Raw genomic sequence first — 19,597 nt, 5'->3', positions numbered from 1 at the left:
TAGCCAATGAGCGTTAACAATGCGTTTACTGGAAAGGGACGGCGAAGGCCGGCTAGCGAAAAACCCGCCAACCCGGCCCGATCGCGGTGGCGCAGGGCCCGACCGTCCAGCCCCGTTCTGCGGCCAGCGCGGCGATCTCGCGGGGAGCGAGCGGATCGTCGGCGACGATTACCGCGCTCTCGGCCGTTCGCATCGTGCGCGCGAGCCTGAGCGCGGGCCACGGACATTTGAGACCGCGCGCATCGATATCGACGCCCGCCCCGCTCATTCCTTCGGGGTGTCGTAGGGGTTTTTCGGGGCGCGCATGGTGAGCCGCACCGGCACCCCGCCAAAACCGAGATCGCGGCGGATACCGTTGAGCAGATAGCGCTCATAGCTCTGGGGCAATTGATCGACCCGGGTGCCGAACAGCACGAAACTGGGCGGGCGGGTGCGCGCCTGGGTCACGTAGCGGAGCTTGATCCGCCGGCCCTTGGGCGCGGGCGGCGGGTTTTTCTCGATCGCCGCGCGGAACCAGCGGTTGAGCTCCCCGGTCGTGACCCGGCGCGACCAGGCCTCGCGCGTCGCGAACGCGGTTTCCATCAGTTCGTCGATGCCCTTTTTCGTCATCGCCGAGATCGCGATTAGCGGCACCCCGCGGATCTGCGCCAGCCCCTCGTCCAGCGCGACGCGGATTCCTTCGAACAGCTCCTTGCGATCCTGCGCCACGTCCCATTTGTTGATCGCCATCACGAGCGCGCGGCCTTCCTCGATCACGCGGTCGGCGATCCTCAGATCCTGCGCTTCCAGCCCCTTGGTCGCATCGAGCATCATAACCACGACCTCGGCGAAATCCACCGCGCGCAGACCGTCCGCAACCGACAGCTTTTCCAGCTTGTCCTGCACCTTGGCGCGCTTGCGCATACCCGCGGTATCGATGAGTTCGACCGGCCGCCCCCGCCATTCCCAGGGCACCGAAATCGAATCCCGCGTGATCCCCGCCTCGGGCCCGGTGATCAGCCGGTCGTCCCCGAGCATCGCATTGATCAGCGTCGACTTGCCGGCATTGGGCCGTCCGACGATCGCGAGCTTCAGCGGGCCGTTTTCGTCCTCCTCCGCTTCGTCATCGGGGTTTTCGCTTTCCGCCGCCTCGATATGCGGCTGAAGCACGCCGAACAGATCGGCCATGCCTTCGCCATGTTCGGCGCTGATCGCTATCGGTTCGCCAAGGCCGAGGCTGAAGCTTTCATAGAGCCCCGCCTCGCCGGCGCGGCCTTCGGCCTTGTTGCCGACGAGCACGACCGGCCGATCGGTGCCGCGCAGCCAGCGCGCGATTTCCTCGTCGAGCGGCGTCAGCCCGACACGGGCATCGAACAGGAACAGCGCGGCATCGGCATCGGCGACCGCGCGCTCGGTCTGCTGGCGCATCCGGCCGGGCAGGGTCGCGGCATCGTCTTCCTCATAGCCGGCGGTATCTATGACGCGGAAATCGAGCCCGAAAAGATGCGCATCGCCCTCCCGCCGATCGCGGGTGACGCCCGGCATGTCATCGACAAGCGCGAGCTTCTTGCCGACCAGCCGGTTGAACAGCGTCGATTTGCCGACATTCGGGCGGCCGACAATCGCAATAACGGGCAGCCGCGCCATGGCTCCTGCGCCTTTCTCTTGGACGTTAGCGCCAGGCGCTAAGTTCGCCCTCGCTATCGATCAGATAGAGAGTGTTGCCGGCAACGACCGGGGCCAGTTCGAAGCCCTCGCCGACCCTATCCATGCTCCGCACCGTGCCGAGCGCCGGATCGACATAGGCGATATGGCCGCGCGACGACACCAGCACCAGCTGGCCGCCCGCGAGCACCGGCCCGCGCCAGAAGATCGGGCCCTTGCGATCTTCCTCGTCGCGGTAGCGCGGCAGCTGCGTGATCCAGCGGACCCGGCCATTGGCGCGGGCGATCGCCACGAGCCGCGCATCGTCGGTCACCGCGAACATCCAGTCGCCGGCGATCCACGGCGTAGCGAGGCCGCCCGCATTCACTTCCCAGATACGCTCACCGGTAATCAGGCGAAGCGCGACCATGCGTCCGCCCTGCCCCACGGCATAGACGAAGCCGTCGGCGACGACCGGGCTCGCATCGATATCGGACAGCGTCGACACCGAGGTCGATATGCTCGTGCGATTCAGTGAATCCTGCCAGACGATCTGGCCGTTCTCATAGCGATAGGCGATCAACTCGCCCGAGGAGAAACCGGCGACGAGCGTGCCCTGCGCCGCGGCGGGCGCGGCGACGCCGAACACGCCGGAGACTTCGAGCGTTCCCGAAACCGTCCAGCGCTGCTCGCCGTCCAGCGGATTGAGCGCGAAAATCTGGTTGTCCTGGGAAAGCACATAGACGTTGTTGTTGGCGATGGTCGGGCCGCCGCGCAGCGGGCCGCCGGGGCGCACCTTCCAGATGACGCTGCCGTCCGCGGCGTTGAGCGCGCCGGCATAGCCCACGCCGTTGGTCACGAAGAGCCGGTCGCCCGATACGCTGACGCCGCCGCCGAACAGGGCCGGCTCGCCGTCGATCTCGGTGCCGAAATTCGTCGACCAGAGTTCGGAGCCGGTTTCGGCGTCGAAGGCGCGCACGGTCGCTTCGGCATCCATGGTATAGACCCGGCCGCCGCTGACGACCGGCGCTGCGGCGAGCCGCGCGCGACCGCTGCCGCCATAACCGATCGAGGTCGACCAGGCGCGGCTTGGCGCCGCGCTGAGCGCGAGATGGCCGAGCGCCTTGCTGGCGCTGCCCCCGGGCTGTTCCCAGCCGGCATTGGCGGTGGCGGGCGGCAGGACGACGGGAACCGAAGCGATCTGGGGGTCGGCCTGGATCTCATTCTCGGCCGCCAGGATCGGGGTGCGGTTGCCAATCGTCGGCGTCGCATCGTCACGGCCCCCGAACAGGCCGCAACCGGCAAGCGGCAAGGCCGCGGCGAGAATTACCAAAATACGCTTCATGAAACTCAATCCTCTACCGTTTAGGGCGCCGTACCGGGTGCAGCCGCCTGCGCCGCCGCGGATGGCGGAAGCTGCATTTCGATCGGCTCGTCGGGAACCGCATCGACACCCAATACACCGGCCATCTGAACCGCTCTTATACGGAGCGTTTCTGGGACCGTACCCGCATTGTCCTCGCTGGCAATCTGCGCGAACATTTCGCCCGCCGCCTGCCGCTCGCCCTTGTTGATCAGCGCGATCGCCGTCAATTCGCCGGCGCTGCCGAACCACGGGCTCTCGGGCACCGCGAGATGCGCCAGCCGGTCGATCACCGCCTGCGGCTCCATATTTTCGAACTCGACCGCCGTCTGGCGGATCAGCGCGAGATCGCGAAACTGCTGCGGCAGGCCGGTATCGCCCGCCAGCGTCGCATAGATCTGCACCGCTTCGGCGTCCCGCCCGTCCTGGAGCGCGAGCGCCGCCTGGGTCAGCAGCGCTTCCGCGCGCACGCCGGGGCGCCCCGACTGGACAAGCGTTGCCAGCACGGCATCGGCATTGTCCGTATTGCCGCTGCTGATCTCTTCAAGGAGCTGCGAAAGCTGTTCGACTTCGTTTTCGGCCGCGACCGTCTGCGAATGGTTCCAGTAGAGCCAGCCGCCAAAGGCGATCAGCCCGGCCATAACCAGCCCGACGAGCCACACGCCCCAGCGCGCCCAGAACTGGGTCGCCTGGTCCTTGCGGACCTGCTCGTCGACTTCGCGCATGAACGCGGAATTGTCTTGCGGCACAATGGCCAATTTACGTCTCCAAACTCGCTTTGGCGGCGGACCTTAGCGGCGCGTCGCCTTGAGGGAAAGCGCGACTTCGCAGCCGCCGCTATTTCGGTTGATAGGTCTGTTCGATGCCCGGGAAGCTGCGGCTGCGAACGCCCTCTGCATAGTGCTTCACCGCATCCTCGATCCGGGTCGAGAGGTCGTCATATTTCTTCACGAAACGGGGCACGCGATCGAACATGCCGAGCATGTCGTCGATCACCAGAACTTGCCCGTCGCACTGGGCCGAGGCACCGATGCCGATGGTGGGACAGGATACCGCCCGCGTCGCATCGACCGCGATCGGCTCGAGCACCCCTTCGATGACGAGCGCGAAGGCGCCCGCTTCGTCGATAGCCTTGGCATCGGCAAGAACCTTCGCCGCCGTCGCATCGTCGCGGCCCTGCACCTTGTGCCCGCCCAGAATGTTCACCGCCTGCGGGGTGAGCCCGACATGGCCCATCACCGGGATGCCGCGCGCGGTGAGGAACGCGACGGTTTCGGCCATCGCCTCGCCGCCTTCCATCTTCACGGCGGCCGCGCCGGTTTCCTTCATGATCCGCGTCGCCGAGGCGATCGCATGATCCGGGCTCGCCTCGTAGCTGCCGAACGGCATGTCGACGGTGACGACGCTGTGATAGCTGCCCCGCACCACCGCCGCGCCATGGGCGATCATCATGTCGAGGCTGACCGGAATCGTCGAATCCAGCCCGTAAATCACCTGGCCCAGCGAATCCCCGACCAGCAGGATATCGCAATGCGGATCGAGAATCTGCGCCATGCGCACGGTATAGGCCGTCAGCATGACGAGCGGCTCGCCGCCCTTGCCGTCGGTCTTGCGGTCGCGGATCGCCGGCACCGTCAGCCTTTTCATCGGCTTGGGCGTCGGATGGGCGCGGTCCGTCTTGGTGTCGAGCGTATAGGTCGTGGACATGGCCGGTTTTTTAGCCGCGACCGGCGCGCTTGGCTAGCATTGCCGCAGGCCCGGGCTTGTGGACCCTATTCCATCCGATATGCGTTAGGATAGCGAACCAGGGGAAAGAAAAGACGTGCGGATAGATTGGCGGCGAGTGGCAACAGGGGCGGCGATGCTCGTTGCAGGGCTCGCGATATTGGTATCGCTGCTCGGCGCTTTTCCGTCGAACCAGTGGTGGATCCGGGTCTGGGATTTTCCGCGCCTCATCATATTCGCACTCGGCGCGCTCGCCCTGCTGGCGCTGATCGCGCTGCCGTTTCGCGGACGCTGGCCGATAGTCGGCCTGCTCGTCGCCGCGCTCGGTTACCAGCTCTGGTTTATCTTCCCCTATACGCGCTTTGCCCCGGTCGAGGCCGAAAGGATCGCCCTCACCGAGGCCGAGCGCCGCGATCACTGCTTCACGCTGCTCAGCCTGAACGTACTACAGGACAATCGCGACTATGGCCGTACCCGCCGCCTGATCGAGGAAACCGCGCCCGACATGCTGCTCCTCATGGAAACCGACCGCACCTGGCAGCGCGAACTCGATCCCTTGCTGAGCGGTTTCGGCCAGCGCTTCGATGCGCCGCTGCCGAACAAATATGGCATGATCTTCGCGACCAACCTGCCGGTGGCCGGCGGGCGGATCGAGAATCTGGCCGAGCCGGGCACACCCTCCATCCACGGCGTCGCGCGCACGCGATCCGGGCGGCCGTTCCGCTTCGCGGCGCTGCATCCGCGCCCCCCGCATCCCGGACAGGATACCGAGGAACGCGATGCGGAACTGGCCATCGCCGCGCGCCGCATCCAGTCGACCGGACTGCCCGCGGTCGCGTTCGGCGATTTCAACGATGTCGGCTGGTCGCGGACGTCGCAGCTGTTTCGCAGGCTCGGCGAATTCGTCGATCCGCGTATCGGCCGGGGCTTCTACGCCACCTACCCGGCCAGCTGGCCGGCCTTTCGCTGGCCGCTCGACCATCTTTTCTTCTCGGAGGAATTCGCGCTTTCCGCCCTCGAGACCGGCGAGCCAGTGGGCTCCGATCACCTTCCCGTCCATGCCGAAATCTGTCTCGTTCCGGGCACCGGCGAAGCCCTGAACGAGGCCGAGGGGGCCACGGCCGAGGATTTCGGCGACTATGCGGATATTATGGACAGCTATCGCGAAGACGTGATCGCGGACCGGCGCGAAGGCGAATAAGCGGAAATCAACCGAACTTGAGGCCCCTCAGGAGGCGGCGCCCTTCCATAGGCAGTAGCTGACCGTGACCGTCCTCCCTAGGCGCCGATTGCCTCGACGATTTCCTCATATTCGCTCGACTTGAAGCCGACGAGCAGCGGCCCTTCGCTTTCGAGGATCGGCCGTTTGATGAGCGAGGGATTGGCGATCATCAGCGTGAAGGCGATATCCTCGTCGAGATGCGCCTTATGCTCGTCCGGCAGGTTGCGAAAGGTGGTCCCGCGGCGGTTGAGCAATGTTTCCCAGCCGACTTCGGCCGACCATTCCTTCAGCTTGGCCTCGTCGATCCCGGCTTTCTTGTAATCGTGGAAGCCATAGACGACGCCGCGCTTTTCCAGCCACAGCCGGGCCTTCTTGATCGTGTCGCAATTGGGGATGCCGTAAAGGGTGAGCGCCATGATACTTTTCTTTCGTTATCCGCGATAAATCCGGACCGGAGAATCAGTCTTCGTCGCGCCGCGTGAACTCCGAGACGATCCGGCCGCCGTCGTCAAGCAATTCGCCGCCGGCATGATCGGCACAGGCGCTCTCCGCCTCGCCGACCGTCGGAAAAATTCCCAGCGTCCGCCAGCCGAACCAGCCGCGCCGCTGGGCGACGTACCAATCGGTCCAGGTACGCCCCTGGAGCAGCGCCTGCCAGATGGTCTTGCGCTTGTGAATGACGCGGTAGCGGACTTTCATGGCCGCTCGTTACGCCGCCGCCCCGGTCGCCTCAAGTCCTGTGTCCGGGCGGCGGCGCGGCGAAGCTAGCCCCGGATGAATTCCAGAAGATCGGCGTTGATCGTCTCGGCCTCTACCGTCGGCATGCCGTGCGGAAATCCCGGATAGGTCTTCAGAATGCCGTTCGGCAGCAGTTCGGCCGAGAGCGGCGCGGAATCCGCATAGGGCACGATCTGGTCGTCATCGCCGTGCATCACCAGCACCGGCACCTCGATCGCCTTGAGATCCTCGGTGAAATCGGTCTGCGAGAAGGCGACGATGCCGTCATAATGCGCCTTGGCCCCGCCCATCATGCCCTGGCGCCACCAGTTCCAGACGATGCCGGGCTGGGCCTCGCGGCCTTCGCGGTTGAACCCGTAGAAAGGCCCGGCAGGCACGTCGTAATAGAATTGCGCCCGGTTACCGGCGACCTGCGCCTGGAAATCGTCGAAAACCTCCTTGGGAAGCCCGCCGGGATTGGCGTCGGTCTTCATCATCAGCGGCGGCACCGCGGCGATGATCGCCGCCTTGGCGACCCGGCCGGCGCCGTGACGCGCGATATAATGGACGACCTCGCCGCCGCCCGTCGAATGACCGACATGGACCGCGTCCCGAAGGTCGAGATGTTCGGTAAGCGCTGCAAGATCGTCGGCATAATGATCCATGTCATGCCCGCCATCGACCTGGCTCGAACGGCCATGGCCGCGCCGGTCGTGCGCGATCACGCGAAACCCCTGGCTTCGAAAAAACATCATCTGCGGATCCCAATCGTCCGCCGATAGCGGCCAGCCATGGCTGAACACGATGGGCTGGCCTTCGCCCCAATCCTTGTAGAAAATCTCGACGCCGTCTTTGGTGGTCACAACAGGCATGGGCTCTTCCTTTCGTTCGCTGGAGTCGCAATCCCTCCGCGAAGGTCAGTTTATTCGAATTTCGTGACAGCCGCGCATCGAAAATGCGCAACCGTCGGGGCTTGCGGAGACGGCGACCGGTCGCCGTCTAGGGTTTGAGCGCTGCGATTTCGGCTTCGAGCATCGCGATCCGCTCGTCGCGCTCGGCAAGCGCCGCGGCAATGTCTGCGGCCTCGAAACGCTGGGGAATATGCTGCGGGCAATTGGTGTCCCACGTCTTGACGGTGAACAGCAGGACGCGTTCGGCCTTGGCCTTGTAACCGTCGGGCATCAACTGCGTTTCGAGCGCGTCATCCTCCACGAAGCGCGCCTCGCCCCAGATCTTAACTCGGCGACGGTTCGCATAGTCGATCAGGAACAGATAGGCCTTGGGATTGTCGGCAAGATTGCCGAGCGTGATATATTGCCGATTGCCCGAGAAATCGGCCATGCCGATCGTGCGTTCGTCGAGTATGGCGAGGAAACCGGGCGGGCCGCCGCGATGTTGAATATAAGGCTGGCCGTCGGTCGTCGCGGTGGCGAGGAAGACGCTGCGCTGTTCGGCGATGAAAGCCGCAAGATCCTCGGTGATTTCGGTCCGCCAGCCGCCCTTCTCTTCCATCCGCGCATAGGCGTCACGCGATCCGAACCGCGCCTGCATAGCCTTGACAGTCGGCGTGAACGCGATGTCGCTGGGAACGTCCATCGCCTGTTACAGTCCGAGTTCGGAAAGCGAGGCATGGCCTTCGGGACGCGGACCCTGCGCCCAATGGAACAGCCTGTCCTTTTCGTCGATCTCCAGATCGTTGATGCTGGCGATCCGCCGCCGCATCAGCCCGTCGGCGTCGAACTCCCAATTCTCGTTGCCATAGCTGCGAAACCATCGACCCGTCCCGTCGCACGATTCATACGCAAAGCGCACGGCGATGCGGCTGCCCTCGAACGCCCAGAGCTCCTTGATCAGCCGATATTCGTGCTCGGCCTCCCATTTGCGCGTCAGGAAAGCCTCGATCGCCGCCCGGCCTTCGACGAATTCGGAGCGGTTCCGCCAACGGCTATCGGGAGAATAGGCGAGCGCGACCCGGGCTGGGTCGCGGCTGTTCCAGGCGTCTTCGGCCATTCGCACCTTCTCGGTGGCGGTATCCCGCGTGAACGGGGGCAGCGGCGGGCGATTCATCACATTCTCCCTTCAACGGGGTGGGGCAGCCGGCAGCGGGGTTGCGAGGGGGCGCCGCCGGCTGCTCGCTTTCCGTCAGGCGGCCTGACGGACGGAGACGGCAGGGAAGTCGATATCGGTGGTCGCGACCTCGTTGACGTAATTGGTGAGACTGTTCAGCGCGACATGCAGGACGATCTCGATCACTTCGTCGTCGTCATAGCCGGCAAGCTTGACGGCGCGCAGATCGTTGTCGCTGACATGGCCGCGCTCGCGAGCGACCTCCGCGGCGAAACGTACGGCGGCATCGGCCCTGGGATCGTTCGAGGCACCGCTGCGGTTGGCGGTGATCTCCGCATCGTCGAGCTTGGCGAGGTTCCTGGCGAGATAGCTGTGCGCCGAGAGACAATAGCTGCAGCCGTTGACCTCGGCGACGGCGAGCGCGATCCGTTCGCGCGTCGCGGCCGTCAATCTGCCTTTGGCGAGCGCGCCGGAGAGGCTCAGATAGCCGTCAAGCGCGGCCGGGCTGTTGGCGATCAGGCGGAACATGTTCGGCACCTGGCCGAGCTGCTTCTCGACCTGTTCGAGGAGCGGGCGCGCCGCGTCGGGTGCGTCGGCGATGGTGGCGGGGGTGGGGATACGGGACATTGTCTTGGCCTTTCTGAAAAGCTGTTCGGGGTGACGCGGAGAGACCTAGACACTTCCATTTCACAAGATTAGACGGCAAATTTGATAATTATCCTTCCATAAAACGAGATAATCATGGACCGTCTCGACTCCATGGCGCTGTTTCTGGACGTCGCGGAATGCGGCAGCCTTTCGGCCGCCGGGCGGCGGCTCGGTATCCCGCTCGCGACCGTCAGTCGCCGGATCGCCGACCTCGAGACCCATCTCGGCACGAGGCTCTTCAACCGGACGACGCGAAGCCTGGTGCTGACCGAGGCCGGCCAAGGCTATCGCGCCGCGTGTGGACGAATCCTCGACGATGTGGACGAGGCAGAGCGCGCGGCGGCGGGCGAATATGTCGCGCCGCGCGGCGAACTGATTCTCGCCGCACCGCTCGCCTTCGGGCGGCTGCACATGACGCCGGTCGTCGCCGATTTCCTCGCCGCCTATCCCGATATCGACGTCCGCATGCTGCTCGCCGACCGCCTTGCGCACCTGCTCGACGATCATATCGATCTCGCGCTGCGCATCGGCGACCTGCCGGACAGCACGATGGTCGCGACGCGTGTCGGCGAAGTGCGGCGCGTGCTGTGCGCCGCGCCGCGCTATCTCGAAGATCGCGGCACGCCCGAAACGATCGCGGCGCTCGCCGATCACCGGGCGATTGCCTTCAGCAGCCTCGGCCCGCCGGGGCAGTGGGATTTCGGTACGGACAGGGCCGAACGGTCGGTGCCGGTATCGGCGCGGCTGACGGTCAACTCGGCCGAGGCCGCGGTCGATGCGTGTATCGCGGGCGCCGGCATTGTCCGTCTGCTCTCCTATCAATGCGCCGACGCCGTGCGCGACGGCCGGCTCGTGCTGCTGCTCGAGGACGAGGAACCCGCGCCCTGGCCCATCCATCTCGTGCGCGCGGGGCAGGAGCGCGCGCCCGTCAAAATCCGCGCCTTTCTCGATTTCGCAACGCCGCGGCTGCGCGCCCGGCTGGCGCAAGATTAGCCGAGCCTGCGCCCCAGGGTCGCGACCTCCTGCCGCTCCAGCCCCAGCGCCTCGTAAAAGGCGACCGCCTCGATATTGTCGCTGCGCACCATCAGCTGGATCTTGGGCGCGCCGCGCTCGCGCAGCCATGTCTCGGCCGCATCCATCATCCGCCGGCCCACGCCCTCGCGGCGGCGTGCGGGATCGACGGCGAGATAATAGACCCAGCCGCGATGCCCGTCGAAACCGACCATGACGGACGCGACGAGCCCATCGCCGTCGCGAAACAGCAGGATGTCGGACGTCGCATTGCCGATGGCGGCATCGAAATCGGCCACGGGATCGTTCCACGGGCGCGTCAGCCCGCAGGCGCGCCACAGCGCGACGACCGCATCCCGGTCGGCTTCCAGCGCGACGGCGCTATCCGGATCGGCGCCGCGACTCACGCGGTTCCCGCGCCGGTTGACACTGGTTGACACAGGCCGGGGGTATTCGGCCCTCGCTGTTCATCTTCGAGAACGAACGGCTGAACAAGTTGACAAAAAGCGCGCACAAACGCCGCGTCCTGCGATCTCCGCTGCCCTCTCATGCCGTCCGCACTCCTTTCCGCTTTGCAACCGGGCTATGCCAGATTTTCCAACATTTGAAGCACGAAGATCAGGGTGCGGCGCGTTCAGCCCGCCCTCCCGGCCCTGCATTCGGGGCGCGCGGGGCAGGCGCCGCAATGGCGCGCTTTCGGGCGGCAGAAGCGCTGGCCGACGCGCTTCACGAGCAGGTGATGCTCGTCGATATCTTCGGCCGACCAGTCCGCGGGGAGGAGCGGCATCAGCGTGTCATAGGCCCGCGCCGTATCGGCCCTATCGGGCACGAGGCCCATGCGCTGGATGACGCGGCGGTGATTGGTGTCGATGACGAGCGCCGGGCGATTGAAGCTGCTGGCGTTCATCACCTGCGCACTGATCTTGCGGGCGACGCCCGGCAGGCTTTCGAGCCAGTCCATCGCCTCTTCGGTCGGCAGGTTGGAAAGATGCCGCAGATCGACCTCGCCGCGCTGCGCGGCGATTTCCATGAGGCACGCCTTGAGCCGCTCGGCCATCAGTTCGGGAAAGGTGGCGGTTTCGAGGAACGGCAGCAGGTCCGCCTCCGATGCCGCCGCGACCGCGTCCCAAGACCCGAAATGCGCGAGCATCGCGTCGGCCGACCGGTTCGAATGGATCGTCTTCGTCCGCGCCCCGATCACGCCCTGGACGAGCGTCCATTCGGGCGAGCGCCGCTTCTCCGGCGGACGGACGACGCGACCGAAATAGGCGATCAGCAGGTCGTGCGTGCGTTGGAGCGTTTCGGTGCGCGGGTCCGGGCCGAGGGGGAGTTGCAAAGCGCTTGACCTTATACTATACTTATAGTATACATTCATCGCGCGATATAAGGAGTTTCTGATGTCAAAATATGCACCTCTCACACGCTTTTTGGCTGATTACGAAGATAATGAAGTCGAGCTTTCGTTCAATCAGATTGGCGATATGATCGACGGCGATCTACCTGACAGCGCCTACAGTCACCGACCGTGGTGGGCTAATCGAACCGACGGACAAGGATCTCAAAACCTCGCTTGGCAAGGCGTTGGTTGGGAAACGACTAACGTGGATATGAGCCGAGAGTTGGTACGGTTCGTTAGAAAATGCGAAGCATCTGCGGATGAGGCGACCATCCAGCCGTTGAGTATTGCTCAAGCCAAGAGCGGTCTCGCAAAGCAATTTGGAGTGCCCGTAGACTGTATCGAAGTGCATATCCGCGGCTAGCGCCGAAAATCACTCCCACTCAATCGTCCCCGGCGGCTTCGACGTATAATCGTACACCACCCGGTTGATGCCCTGCACCTCGTTGACGATGCGGGTCGCGGTGGCGGTGAGGAAGCTCGCATCGAAGGGATAGACGTCGGCGGTCATGCCGTCGGTGCTGGTCACCGCCCTGAGCCCGCAGACATTGTCATAGGTGCGCCCGTCGCCCATCACGCCGACCGTTTTCACGGGCAGCAGCACGGCGAAGGCCTGCCAGATCGCATCGTACAGCCCGGCGTTGCGGATTTCCTCCAGGTAGATCGCGTCGGCCTTGCGCAATATGTCGCAGCGTTCCTTGGTCACTTCGCCGGGGATGCGGATCGCAAGGCCGGGGCCCGGGAACGGATGGCGGCCGACAAAGGCTTCGGGCAGGCCGAGCTCGACGCCGAGCGCGCGCACTTCGTCCTTGAAGAGCTCGCGCAGCGGCTCGACGAGCTGCATGTTCATGCGCTCGGGCAGCCCGCCGACATTGTGGTGCGATTTGATGGTGACGCTGGGCCCGCCGGTGAAGCTGACGCTTTCGATCACATCGGGATAGAGCGTGCCCTGGGCCAGGAAATCCGCGCCGCCGATCTTGCGCGCCTCTTCCTCGAACACGTCGATAAAGGTCTTGCCGATGAATTTGCGCTTCTTTTCGGGATCGGTCTCGCCGGCCAACCCGGACAGGAACATCTCTTCGACATCGCAATGGACGAGCGGGATGTTGTAGTGATCGCGGAACAGGCTCACGACCTGCTCGGCCTCGTTCATCCGCATCAGGCCATGATCGACGAAGACGCAGGTCAATTGCTCGCCGATCGCTTCATGGATCAGCACCGCCGCGACCGCGCTGTCGACGCCGCCCGACAGACCGCAGATCACCTTTCCGTCGCTAACCTGCTCCCGGATCTCGGCGATTTTGGTGGCCTTGAACTCGGCCATCGTCCAGTCGCCCGCGCAGCCGCAGACATGGCGAACGAAATTGGCGATCAGCCGTGCGCCGTCCGGCGTGTGGACGACCTCCGGATGAAATTGCGTGCCGTAATAGCGGCGTTCGTCGTCGGCGATCAACGCGAAGGGCGCGCCGTCCGATGTCGCGACGATGCGGAAACCTTCGGCAAAACGCGTCACCTTGTCGCCATGGCTCATCCAGACCTGGTGGCGGTCGCCGATCTTCCAGAGCCCGTCGAACAGCACGCATTCCTCGGTCACGGTCAGGAAGGCGCGGCCGAATTCTCCGCCCTCGCCGGTTTCATGGCCGGGCCGCACCTCGCCGCCCAGCTGGTGGGTCATCACCTGCTGCCCGTAACAGATGCCGAGGATCGGCAGGCCGCTTTCGAACAGGATTTCCGGCGCCCGGGGGCTGCCTTCCTCGGGCACGCCGGCCGGCGAACCCGAAAGGATGATTCCCTTGGGTTTCAGACGGTTGAACGCTTCTTCGGCACTGTTGAAGGGGGCGATCTCGGAATAGACGCCGGCTTCGCGAACGCGCCTGGCGATAAGCTGGGTTACCTGGCTTCCGAAGTCGACGATGAGGATGGTTTCTGAAGGCTGGATCGTCATTGCGGGGGAATAATCAGCGCCGGCGATTCTGTCCAGCCGAGGCCGAAAATCCGGGGGTTTCCGTCTCGCACAAACGGCCTGTTAACCAATAGCGGGATAGAGAGGCGGCGCACAGGACAGGTTATTCGGATGCCAAGACGAATTCGCCATCTGCTCAACAATCTGCGCGACGAAGTGCAGGATTATGCCAGCGAAGGTGAAGCCATCGCCGGCCAGACGCGCTTGCTTGCCCTCAACGCCACTATCGAGGCCGCACGGTCCGGCGAGGCAGGTCGCGGCTTTGCGGTCGTTGCGCAGGAGGTGAAGGCGCTTGCCAGCCAGGCCAGCAACAATGCGGCCTCCTTCCGCGCCGATGTGCTCGATCGCCTCGCGCGGGGCGCCGAAATCGCTGATTCGCTGGTCGCGGAGATCGAAGGCGAAAGGCTCGGCAATGTCGCCCAGTCGGTAATTCAGAATATCACCCGCAATCTCTACGCGCGCAGCCTGGATCTCAAGATGCTCGCCTCTGACCCCAGCGTGATCGCGGCGACCGAGATCGGCGACGAGCAAAGCCTTGCGGCGGCGCTCAAGCGGCTCAAGCACCAGGTCAGCATTTCGCCTTTCTACATCAACGCCTTCATCGTGAATGCCGATGGCAGGGTGGTCGCCAGCGCGAACGAGCAGGCGAGCATCCGAACCCATCATTTCAAGGGCGAAGTGCAATTCAGCGAGGCGCTGAACACCAATGAGCGCGGTTTCTGGAAAACCGACGCGGTATGGAAAAACCCCTATTCCAACGATCGCGAAGTGCTGATCTACGTCGCCAGCCTGTGGCCCGAAGATCCGGGCGCACGCCGACCGACCGGCGTGCTGTATCTGGAATTCGATTTCGAGACCCAGATCCGGCTCCTGATTTCCGACGGCCGGCTCTACAGCGATCCCGAGATGGATCACACCAAGGTCAGCATCATCGATCACCAGGATCATGTCGTCAGCTCGTCCTGGGGCGCGCCGTTCAACCAGCGCTACGATGTCGAGGGCAAGGAAAGCGGCGTTATCTCGACCGACCGTTCGGCCAGGGCGATTGCCAAGGCGCTGCCGTACAACGGTTTCGACGGGCTGGGCCTGCGCTGCGTGATCGAGCAGCAGGTGAAAAGCGAAACCGAAATCCTTGCCGCGATCGCCGCCGGCGAGAAGCAGACCAAGGCCGCCTAGCCTTTCCCCTGAACCGGACAAAAAGAGAGGGCGCGGAACCGGAGTTCCACGCCCTGCCCTTTTCATTGGCTGGCCGTCAGGCTTAGTCGATGCCGCGGATGCGGACCCGTTCGACCTGGCCGTAGCGGATCCGGCAGGAGAAGCGGCCATTGTCGACATTGTTATAGCCGGCGTTCCAGCGGCGTCCGCCATTGTTCCACCGGCCCTCGTTGACCACGAGCCGGCCTTCGACGTCATAGCCGTTCCGATCCCGGTCGATATCGGTGATCTCCGTGATCCGGGCCCGGCCATATTGCGACGCACGGCGCTGGGCGGCGGTCGCGCACTGGTTGACGGCGGCACGCGGCGTCAGATTCTGCTGCCGGTAATAGCCGTTGTTATACCCGTTATTGGGCCGGGTGTTGCGCCGGTCGTAACGCGGGTCGTAACGCGCCTGGCGCTCATAGCGATCATCGTCGTCATTGTCCGACACGGCCGCGATCACGGCGGCGACACCGCCGAGGATCAGGGCGCCGACGAGAACGTCCTCGCCGTCGATCCCGCCATTGTCGCGAGCTTGGGCCGGAGCAGCCACGGCCAGCGCGGTGGCGGCAGTTGCACCCATCAGGGTTTTTCCAAGAATATTCATCACGTGGCTCCTTTCATGCACGCAGTTCCCGAAGAACTGATGGCTTTATAGGGAGGCCGCGCTGAGCCCGGTCTGAACTCGCCTGTAGGGCGCCGTTAATCTAAAATGCTATTTTCATGAACAATAAAAATGGCGGAAAGCCGGGCTATTCGTGCCCAGGAACTGCCAGTCCCGTCCAGTGCCCGATAAAGGCCCAGAGGTCTGCATATTCGGCGATGAGCTGGCTGGTGGGCCGGCCGGAGCCGTGCCCGGCCCGGGTTTCGATCCGAATCAGGTGCGGGCGATCCCCGAGATCGGCATGCTGGAGCGCGGCCGCATATTTGAAGCTGTGGCCCGGCACGACGCGGTCGTCTGTGTCCGCCGTCGTCACAAGGATCGCCGGATAGTCGCCGGTTTCCGGAATATTGTGATAGGGCGAATAGGCGTAGAGCGCGCGGAAATCCTCTTCGCGGTCCGGATAGCCATAATCGTCGACCCAGAAGCGCCCGGCCGTGAACCGGTCGAAGCGCAGCATGTCCATAACGCCGACCGCGGGCAGCGCGGCGGCGAAGAGGTCGGGCCGCTGGTTGACGACCGCGCCGACCAGCAACCCGCCATTCGATCCGCCGCGGATCGCCAGCTGCTCGCGCGAGGTGATGCCTTCGCGGATCAGATATTCGCCGGCCGCGATGAAATCGTCGAACGCATTCTGCTTGTTCCGGAGCCGCCCGGCATCGTGCCATTCGGCGCCATATTCGCCGCCGCCGCGGATATTGGCCACTGCATAGACGCCGCCCATCTCCATCCAGTCGAGGGTCGCCGGGCTGAAACTCGGCGTCATCGAAACGTTGAAGCCGCCATAGCCGTAGAGCAGCGCCGGATGCGGCGCGCTTGCGTCGAGATCGGCGCGGTGGACGATAAACATCGGGACGCGCGTGCCGTCCGCCGACGCGTAGAAGACCTGGCGGACGCTATAATCCTCGGGGTCGAACGTCACTTCGGGCTCTGCGAACACCGTCACATCGCCGCGAGCGCTGTCATAATGATAGATGGTCGTCGGCCGCGCGAAGCTGGTGAAGGCGAAAAAGGTCTCCGGATCGCCGAGCCCGCCCTCGAATCCGGCGATGCTGCCGATGCCCGGCACTTCGACGATCGTCACCAGACTGCCGTCGAGATCGAGGACGCGGGCCTCGTTGCGCGCATCGACGAGATAATTGGCGATGATCCGCCCCCCGACGAGCGAAGCGCTTTCGAGCGTCGCCGCATCCTCGGCGATGACCTCGCTGATGACGGGCTCGTCGCCCGACACGTCCATCCGCACGATCCGTTCGCGCGGGGCATCCAGATTGGTGCGAAAATAGAAGATGTCGCCGATCGACCCGGCAAGGTCCCAATTATGCTCCATGCCGCTGACGATCGTCCGCGGCGCCGCCTCCGGCGATCGCAGGCCGATGATTGTCACATCGTAACGATCATCGGTACCTTCCGACGAATAGATGACCAGCCAGTCGCCATCGTCGGTGACTTCGGCGCCATGTGTGAGCCCGGGGCGGTCCGGCGTCGCATAGACCAGCCGGTCCGCCGACTGGTCGGTGCCGACGGTGTGGAACCAGATCGCCTGGTCCATGTTCAGCGACTGGAACTCGGCGCCCTCCGGCTCGGGAAAGCGCGAATAGTAGAAGCCGGAGCCATTCCTGGCCCAGCTGATCCCCGTGAACTTGGCCCAGACAAGGGCGTCGTCGAGCGTTTGGCCGGACTCCACATCGAGTATACGGATCGTCCGCCAGTCGGTGCCGCCGTCCTGGATCGCATAGGCGACGCGGCTGCCGTCCGGCGACGGTTCCCATTCGGCCATCGCCGTCGCATCGTCGTCCGACCATGTATTGGGGTCGATCAGCAGACGCGGCTCCCCGTCCAGCCCCTGACGCACGTAAAGCACAGACTGGTTCTGGAGGCCGTCATTGCGCGTGTAGAAATATCGCGCTTGGCGTACGACCGGGATGCCGACGCGCTCGTAATTCCACAATTCGGTGAGCCGCGCCGTGATCGCCGCGCGCCCCGGCAGCGTTTCGAGATAGGCGCCCGTCACCGCATTTTCCGCCGCGACCCAGTCGCGGACCTCGGTATCGGTCCGCACATCGTTTTCGAGCCAGCGATAGGGATCGGCGACCGCAACCCCGAATTGTTCCTCGACAACATCGCCGCGGCGGGTTTCGGGATAGGCGATCGAAGCGTCCATCGAGGAAGATCCTGTAGCGGCGGCCTGGGAAAGGGCGGGGGTAGCGAGCAAAAGGAGCGGCAGACAGGCCAGGCGAGCAAGGGTCATCGGTCAGCCCCCAAAAGAAAAAGGGACCGCAAGCCTAGCAGCTGCGGTCCCTTGAAGAAATCCGGAATGGGATGCGTGAGGCGCCGTTAGGCGGCCACATCCTCATAGTCCTCGACCATTTCGACGGGGCCCGAATCCTGCCCCTTGGCGTCTTCGTCGCGGTCGACAAGTTCGATGACGGCCATCGGCGCAGCGTCCGACGCACGATACCCGGCCTTGATGATCCGGCTATAGCCGCCCTGGCGATCCGAATAGCGATCGGCGAGATCGTCGAAAAGCTTCTTGAGCTGGGTTTCGTCCATCAGCCGCGACTGGGCGAGGCGACGGTTCGAAAGGCCGCCCCTTTTCGCCAGGGTGATCAGCTTCTCGACATAGGGCCGAAGCTCTTTCGCCTTGGGCAGGGTCGTCAGGATCTGCTCATGCTTGATCAGCGCGGCGGCCAGATTCTTCAGCATCGCCTGGCGATGGCTGCTCGTCCGGTTGAGCTTACGATGTGCTTTTCTGTGACGCATTGTCTTTTCCTTCGTTCGTACCGGGGCCGTTTAACGGAAATCCCCGGGCCAGGCGGTGAATTGGGGGCACCGCCGAAACCCCTTGTCGCGGCTTTCTAGCCGAGCAGTTCCTGCTCGAGCTTCTTGGCCATTTCCTCGATATTTTCAGGCGGCCAGCCGGGGATATCCATGCCGAGGCGCAGGCCCATGGTGGCAAGGACTTCCTTGATCTCGTTCAAGGACTTGCGCCCGAAATTCGGCGTGCGCAGCATCTCGGCTTCGGTCTTCTGCACAAGATCGCCGATATAGATGATGTTGTCGTTCTTGAGGCAGTTGGCCGAACGGACCGACAGCTCCAGCTCGTCGACCTTTTTGAGAAGGTAGCGGTTGAGCTGGTTGGTATCGCCTTCGGGAGCGGCGCCGCCGAGAATTCCCGACGAAGCGGCTTCGCCGATCGTCGCGGAGGGAGCCGGCAGTTCCTCGTCGAAATGCACGAACAGCTGGAGCTGGTCCTGCAGAATGCGCGCGGCATAGGCGAGCGCATCTTCGGGCGCGACCGTGCCGTCGGTTTCGATCGTCAGGGTGAGCTTGTCGTAGTCGAGCTCCTGGCCGACGCGGGTGTTCTCGACCTTGTAGGCGACCTGGCGAACCGGGCTGTAGAGGCTGTCGACCGGGATCAGGCCGATCGGCGCATCGGCCGGACGGTTCTGCGCGGCGGGGACATAGCCCTTGCCGGCATTGGCGGTCAGCTCCATGTTGAGCGTCGCGCCTTCGTCGAGATGGCAGATCAGGAGATCGGGGTTCAGAACCTCGATATCGCCCGAAGTCGTGATATCGCCGGCTTTCACATCGGCAGGGCCCGTGGCCGAAAGCTGGAGACGCTTCGACCCTTCGGATTCCATCGCGATCGCGACCTGCTTGATGTTGAGCACGATATCGGTGACGTCCTCGCGGACGCCGGCAAGCGACGAGAACTCGTGCAGCACATTCTCGATCTTGATCGAGGTGATGGCCGCGCCCTGAAGCGAGGAAAGCAGCGTGCGGCGCAGCGCGTTGCCGAGCGTCAGGCCGAAACCGCGCTCAAGGGGTTCGGCGACGAAAGTCGCCTTGCGCTGGGCGTCGCCGCCAGCCTTCTTTTCCAGACCATTGGGCTTTTTGAGTTCTTGCCAATTCTTCATGTTAACGGACACGGTATTCCCCTTGGCATCGTGGCGGAGGCGGGGCTGGCCTCTGCCGGAAATTCAAAAATATCTCAGGAAGCG

Annotated in this window: 21 protein-coding genes and 1 pseudogene; 4 read left to right on the top strand and 18 right to left on the bottom strand. The window is 64.2% G+C overall.

What is annotated here, in order from left to right:
- Positions 1–52 precede the first annotated feature (52 nt).
- The 5 genes from H6P80_RS04800 to panB all read right to left on the bottom strand — a co-directional run bounded on the left by H6P80_RS04800 (position 53) and on the right by panB (position 4,693).
- Positions 53–268 (bottom strand): sulfurtransferase TusA family protein, encoded by a 216-nt coding sequence (locus tag H6P80_RS04800; protein ID WP_185800183.1) that lies wholly within the window; start codon positions 266–268, stop codon positions 53–55.
- The gene (der, locus tag H6P80_RS04795) at positions 265–1,626 is read right to left on the bottom strand and encodes a ribosome biogenesis GTPase Der (protein WP_185800182.1); all 1,362 of its coding nucleotides are present in this window, start codon (positions 1,624–1,626) and stop codon (positions 265–267) included. The genes H6P80_RS04800 and der overlap by 4 nt, the downstream gene beginning before the upstream one ends.
- Before the next feature lie 25 nt (positions 1,627–1,651).
- Positions 1,652–2,968: an outer membrane protein assembly factor BamB family protein gene (locus H6P80_RS04790; RefSeq protein ID WP_185800181.1), complete on the bottom strand. Its 1,317-nt coding sequence runs from the start codon at positions 2,966–2,968 to the stop codon at positions 1,652–1,654.
- A 20-nt stretch (positions 2,969–2,988) separates the two neighbouring features.
- Positions 2,989–3,735: a tetratricopeptide repeat protein gene (locus H6P80_RS04785; protein WP_328804968.1), complete on the bottom strand. Its 747-nt coding sequence runs from the start codon at positions 3,733–3,735 to the stop codon at positions 2,989–2,991.
- An 88-nt stretch (positions 3,736–3,823) separates the two neighbouring features.
- A complete protein-coding gene (gene panB, locus H6P80_RS04780) occupies positions 3,824–4,693 on the bottom strand; it encodes a 3-methyl-2-oxobutanoate hydroxymethyltransferase (protein ID WP_185800179.1) in 870 nt (289 codons plus the stop codon).
- 136 nt (positions 4,694–4,829) lie between these two features.
- Here panB and H6P80_RS04775 point away from each other — a divergent pair, with 136 nt between their 5' ends.
- Positions 4,830–5,912, top strand: a complete 1,083-nt coding sequence (locus H6P80_RS04775; protein ID WP_185800178.1) for an endonuclease/exonuclease/phosphatase family protein — start codon at positions 4,830–4,832, stop codon at positions 5,910–5,912.
- Between the two features lie 77 nt (positions 5,913–5,989).
- Here H6P80_RS04775 and H6P80_RS04770 read toward each other — a convergent pair whose 3' ends face one another.
- The 6 genes from H6P80_RS04770 to H6P80_RS04745 form a co-directional block, all read right to left on the bottom strand.
- The gene (locus tag H6P80_RS04770; protein ID WP_185800177.1) at positions 5,990–6,349 is read right to left on the bottom strand and encodes an ArsC family reductase; all 360 of its coding nucleotides are present in this window, start codon (positions 6,347–6,349) and stop codon (positions 5,990–5,992) included.
- A gap of 43 nt (positions 6,350–6,392) precedes the next feature.
- Entirely contained in the window at positions 6,393–6,632 is a 240-nt protein-coding gene (locus H6P80_RS04765) for a hypothetical protein (RefSeq protein WP_185800176.1), read from the bottom strand.
- A 65-nt stretch (positions 6,633–6,697) separates the two neighbouring features.
- The gene (locus H6P80_RS04760) at positions 6,698–7,522 is read right to left on the bottom strand and encodes an alpha/beta fold hydrolase (protein ID WP_185800175.1); all 825 of its coding nucleotides are present in this window, start codon (positions 7,520–7,522) and stop codon (positions 6,698–6,700) included.
- Positions 7,523–7,649: 127 nt separating this feature from the next.
- Positions 7,650–8,246, bottom strand: coding sequence for a pyridoxamine 5'-phosphate oxidase family protein (locus H6P80_RS04755; protein WP_185800174.1), 597 nt, complete (start codon positions 8,244–8,246; stop codon positions 7,650–7,652).
- Positions 8,247–8,252: 6 nt separating this feature from the next.
- On the bottom strand, positions 8,253–8,717 hold the full coding sequence (locus H6P80_RS04750; RefSeq protein ID WP_185800173.1) for a nuclear transport factor 2 family protein: 465 nt from the start codon (positions 8,715–8,717) through the stop codon (positions 8,253–8,255).
- A 75-nt stretch (positions 8,718–8,792) separates the two neighbouring features.
- The gene (locus H6P80_RS04745; RefSeq protein WP_185800172.1) at positions 8,793–9,344 is read right to left on the bottom strand and encodes a carboxymuconolactone decarboxylase family protein; all 552 of its coding nucleotides are present in this window, start codon (positions 9,342–9,344) and stop codon (positions 8,793–8,795) included.
- Between the two features lie 114 nt (positions 9,345–9,458).
- On the opposite strand from H6P80_RS04745, the gene H6P80_RS04740 reads away from it, so the two are divergent.
- The gene (locus H6P80_RS04740; RefSeq protein WP_185800171.1) at positions 9,459–10,358 is read left to right on the top strand and encodes a LysR family transcriptional regulator; all 900 of its coding nucleotides are present in this window, start codon (positions 9,459–9,461) and stop codon (positions 10,356–10,358) included.
- Here H6P80_RS04740 and H6P80_RS04735 read toward each other — a convergent pair.
- The gene (locus H6P80_RS04735; protein ID WP_185800170.1) at positions 10,355–10,783 is read right to left on the bottom strand and encodes a GNAT family acetyltransferase; all 429 of its coding nucleotides are present in this window, start codon (positions 10,781–10,783) and stop codon (positions 10,355–10,357) included. The two genes, H6P80_RS04740 and H6P80_RS04735, sit on opposite strands and share 4 nt — an antisense overlap.
- 227 nt (positions 10,784–11,010) lie before the next feature.
- The gene (locus H6P80_RS04730; protein ID WP_185800169.1) at positions 11,011–11,712 is read right to left on the bottom strand and encodes an endonuclease III domain-containing protein; all 702 of its coding nucleotides are present in this window, start codon (positions 11,710–11,712) and stop codon (positions 11,011–11,013) included.
- A gap of 61 nt (positions 11,713–11,773) precedes the next feature.
- Here H6P80_RS04730 and H6P80_RS04725 point away from each other — a divergent pair, with 61 nt between their 5' ends.
- Positions 11,774–12,136: a DUF7662 domain-containing protein gene (locus H6P80_RS04725; RefSeq protein WP_185800168.1), complete on the top strand. Its 363-nt coding sequence runs from the start codon at positions 11,774–11,776 to the stop codon at positions 12,134–12,136.
- 9 nt (positions 12,137–12,145) lie between these two features.
- On the opposite strand, the gene guaA is transcribed toward H6P80_RS04725, so the two are convergent.
- Positions 12,146–13,717, bottom strand: coding sequence for a glutamine-hydrolyzing GMP synthase (guaA, locus tag H6P80_RS04720; RefSeq protein ID WP_185800167.1), 1,572 nt, complete (start codon positions 13,715–13,717; stop codon positions 12,146–12,148).
- A 204-nt stretch (positions 13,718–13,921) separates the two neighbouring features.
- On the opposite strand from guaA, the pseudogene H6P80_RS16775 reads away from it, so the two are divergent.
- Positions 13,922–14,039: pseudogene (locus H6P80_RS16775) on the top strand (methyl-accepting chemotaxis protein); the annotation flags it as partial.
- A 954-nt stretch (positions 14,040–14,993) separates the two neighbouring features.
- Here H6P80_RS16775 and H6P80_RS04710 read toward each other — a convergent pair.
- The 4 genes from H6P80_RS04710 to H6P80_RS04695 all read right to left on the bottom strand — a co-directional run bounded on the left by H6P80_RS04710 (position 14,994) and on the right by H6P80_RS04695 (position 19,525).
- Positions 14,994–15,539 (bottom strand): hypothetical protein, encoded by a 546-nt coding sequence (locus H6P80_RS04710; protein WP_185800165.1) that lies wholly within the window; start codon positions 15,537–15,539, stop codon positions 14,994–14,996.
- Positions 15,540–15,684: 145 nt separating this feature from the next.
- Complete coding sequence (locus tag H6P80_RS04705) at positions 15,685–17,757, bottom strand: prolyl oligopeptidase family serine peptidase (protein ID WP_235973712.1); 2,073 nt, start codon at positions 17,755–17,757, stop codon at positions 15,685–15,687.
- A 173-nt stretch (positions 17,758–17,930) separates the two neighbouring features.
- Complete coding sequence (rplQ, locus tag H6P80_RS04700; RefSeq protein WP_185800163.1) at positions 17,931–18,356, bottom strand: 50S ribosomal protein L17; 426 nt, start codon at positions 18,354–18,356, stop codon at positions 17,931–17,933.
- Positions 18,357–18,451: 95 nt separating this feature from the next.
- Positions 18,452–19,525, bottom strand: a complete 1,074-nt coding sequence (locus tag H6P80_RS04695; RefSeq protein WP_185800162.1) for a DNA-directed RNA polymerase subunit alpha — start codon at positions 19,523–19,525, stop codon at positions 18,452–18,454.
- Between the last annotated feature and the right edge of the window lie 72 nt (positions 19,526–19,597).

Source organism: Parasphingopyxis marina (assembly GCF_014237875.1).
GTDB lineage: Bacteria > Pseudomonadota > Alphaproteobacteria > Sphingomonadales > Sphingomonadaceae > Parasphingopyxis > Parasphingopyxis marina.
The sequence above is the reverse complement of the archived record's forward strand: the minus strand, read 5'-3'. Positions and strand labels throughout refer to the sequence as shown.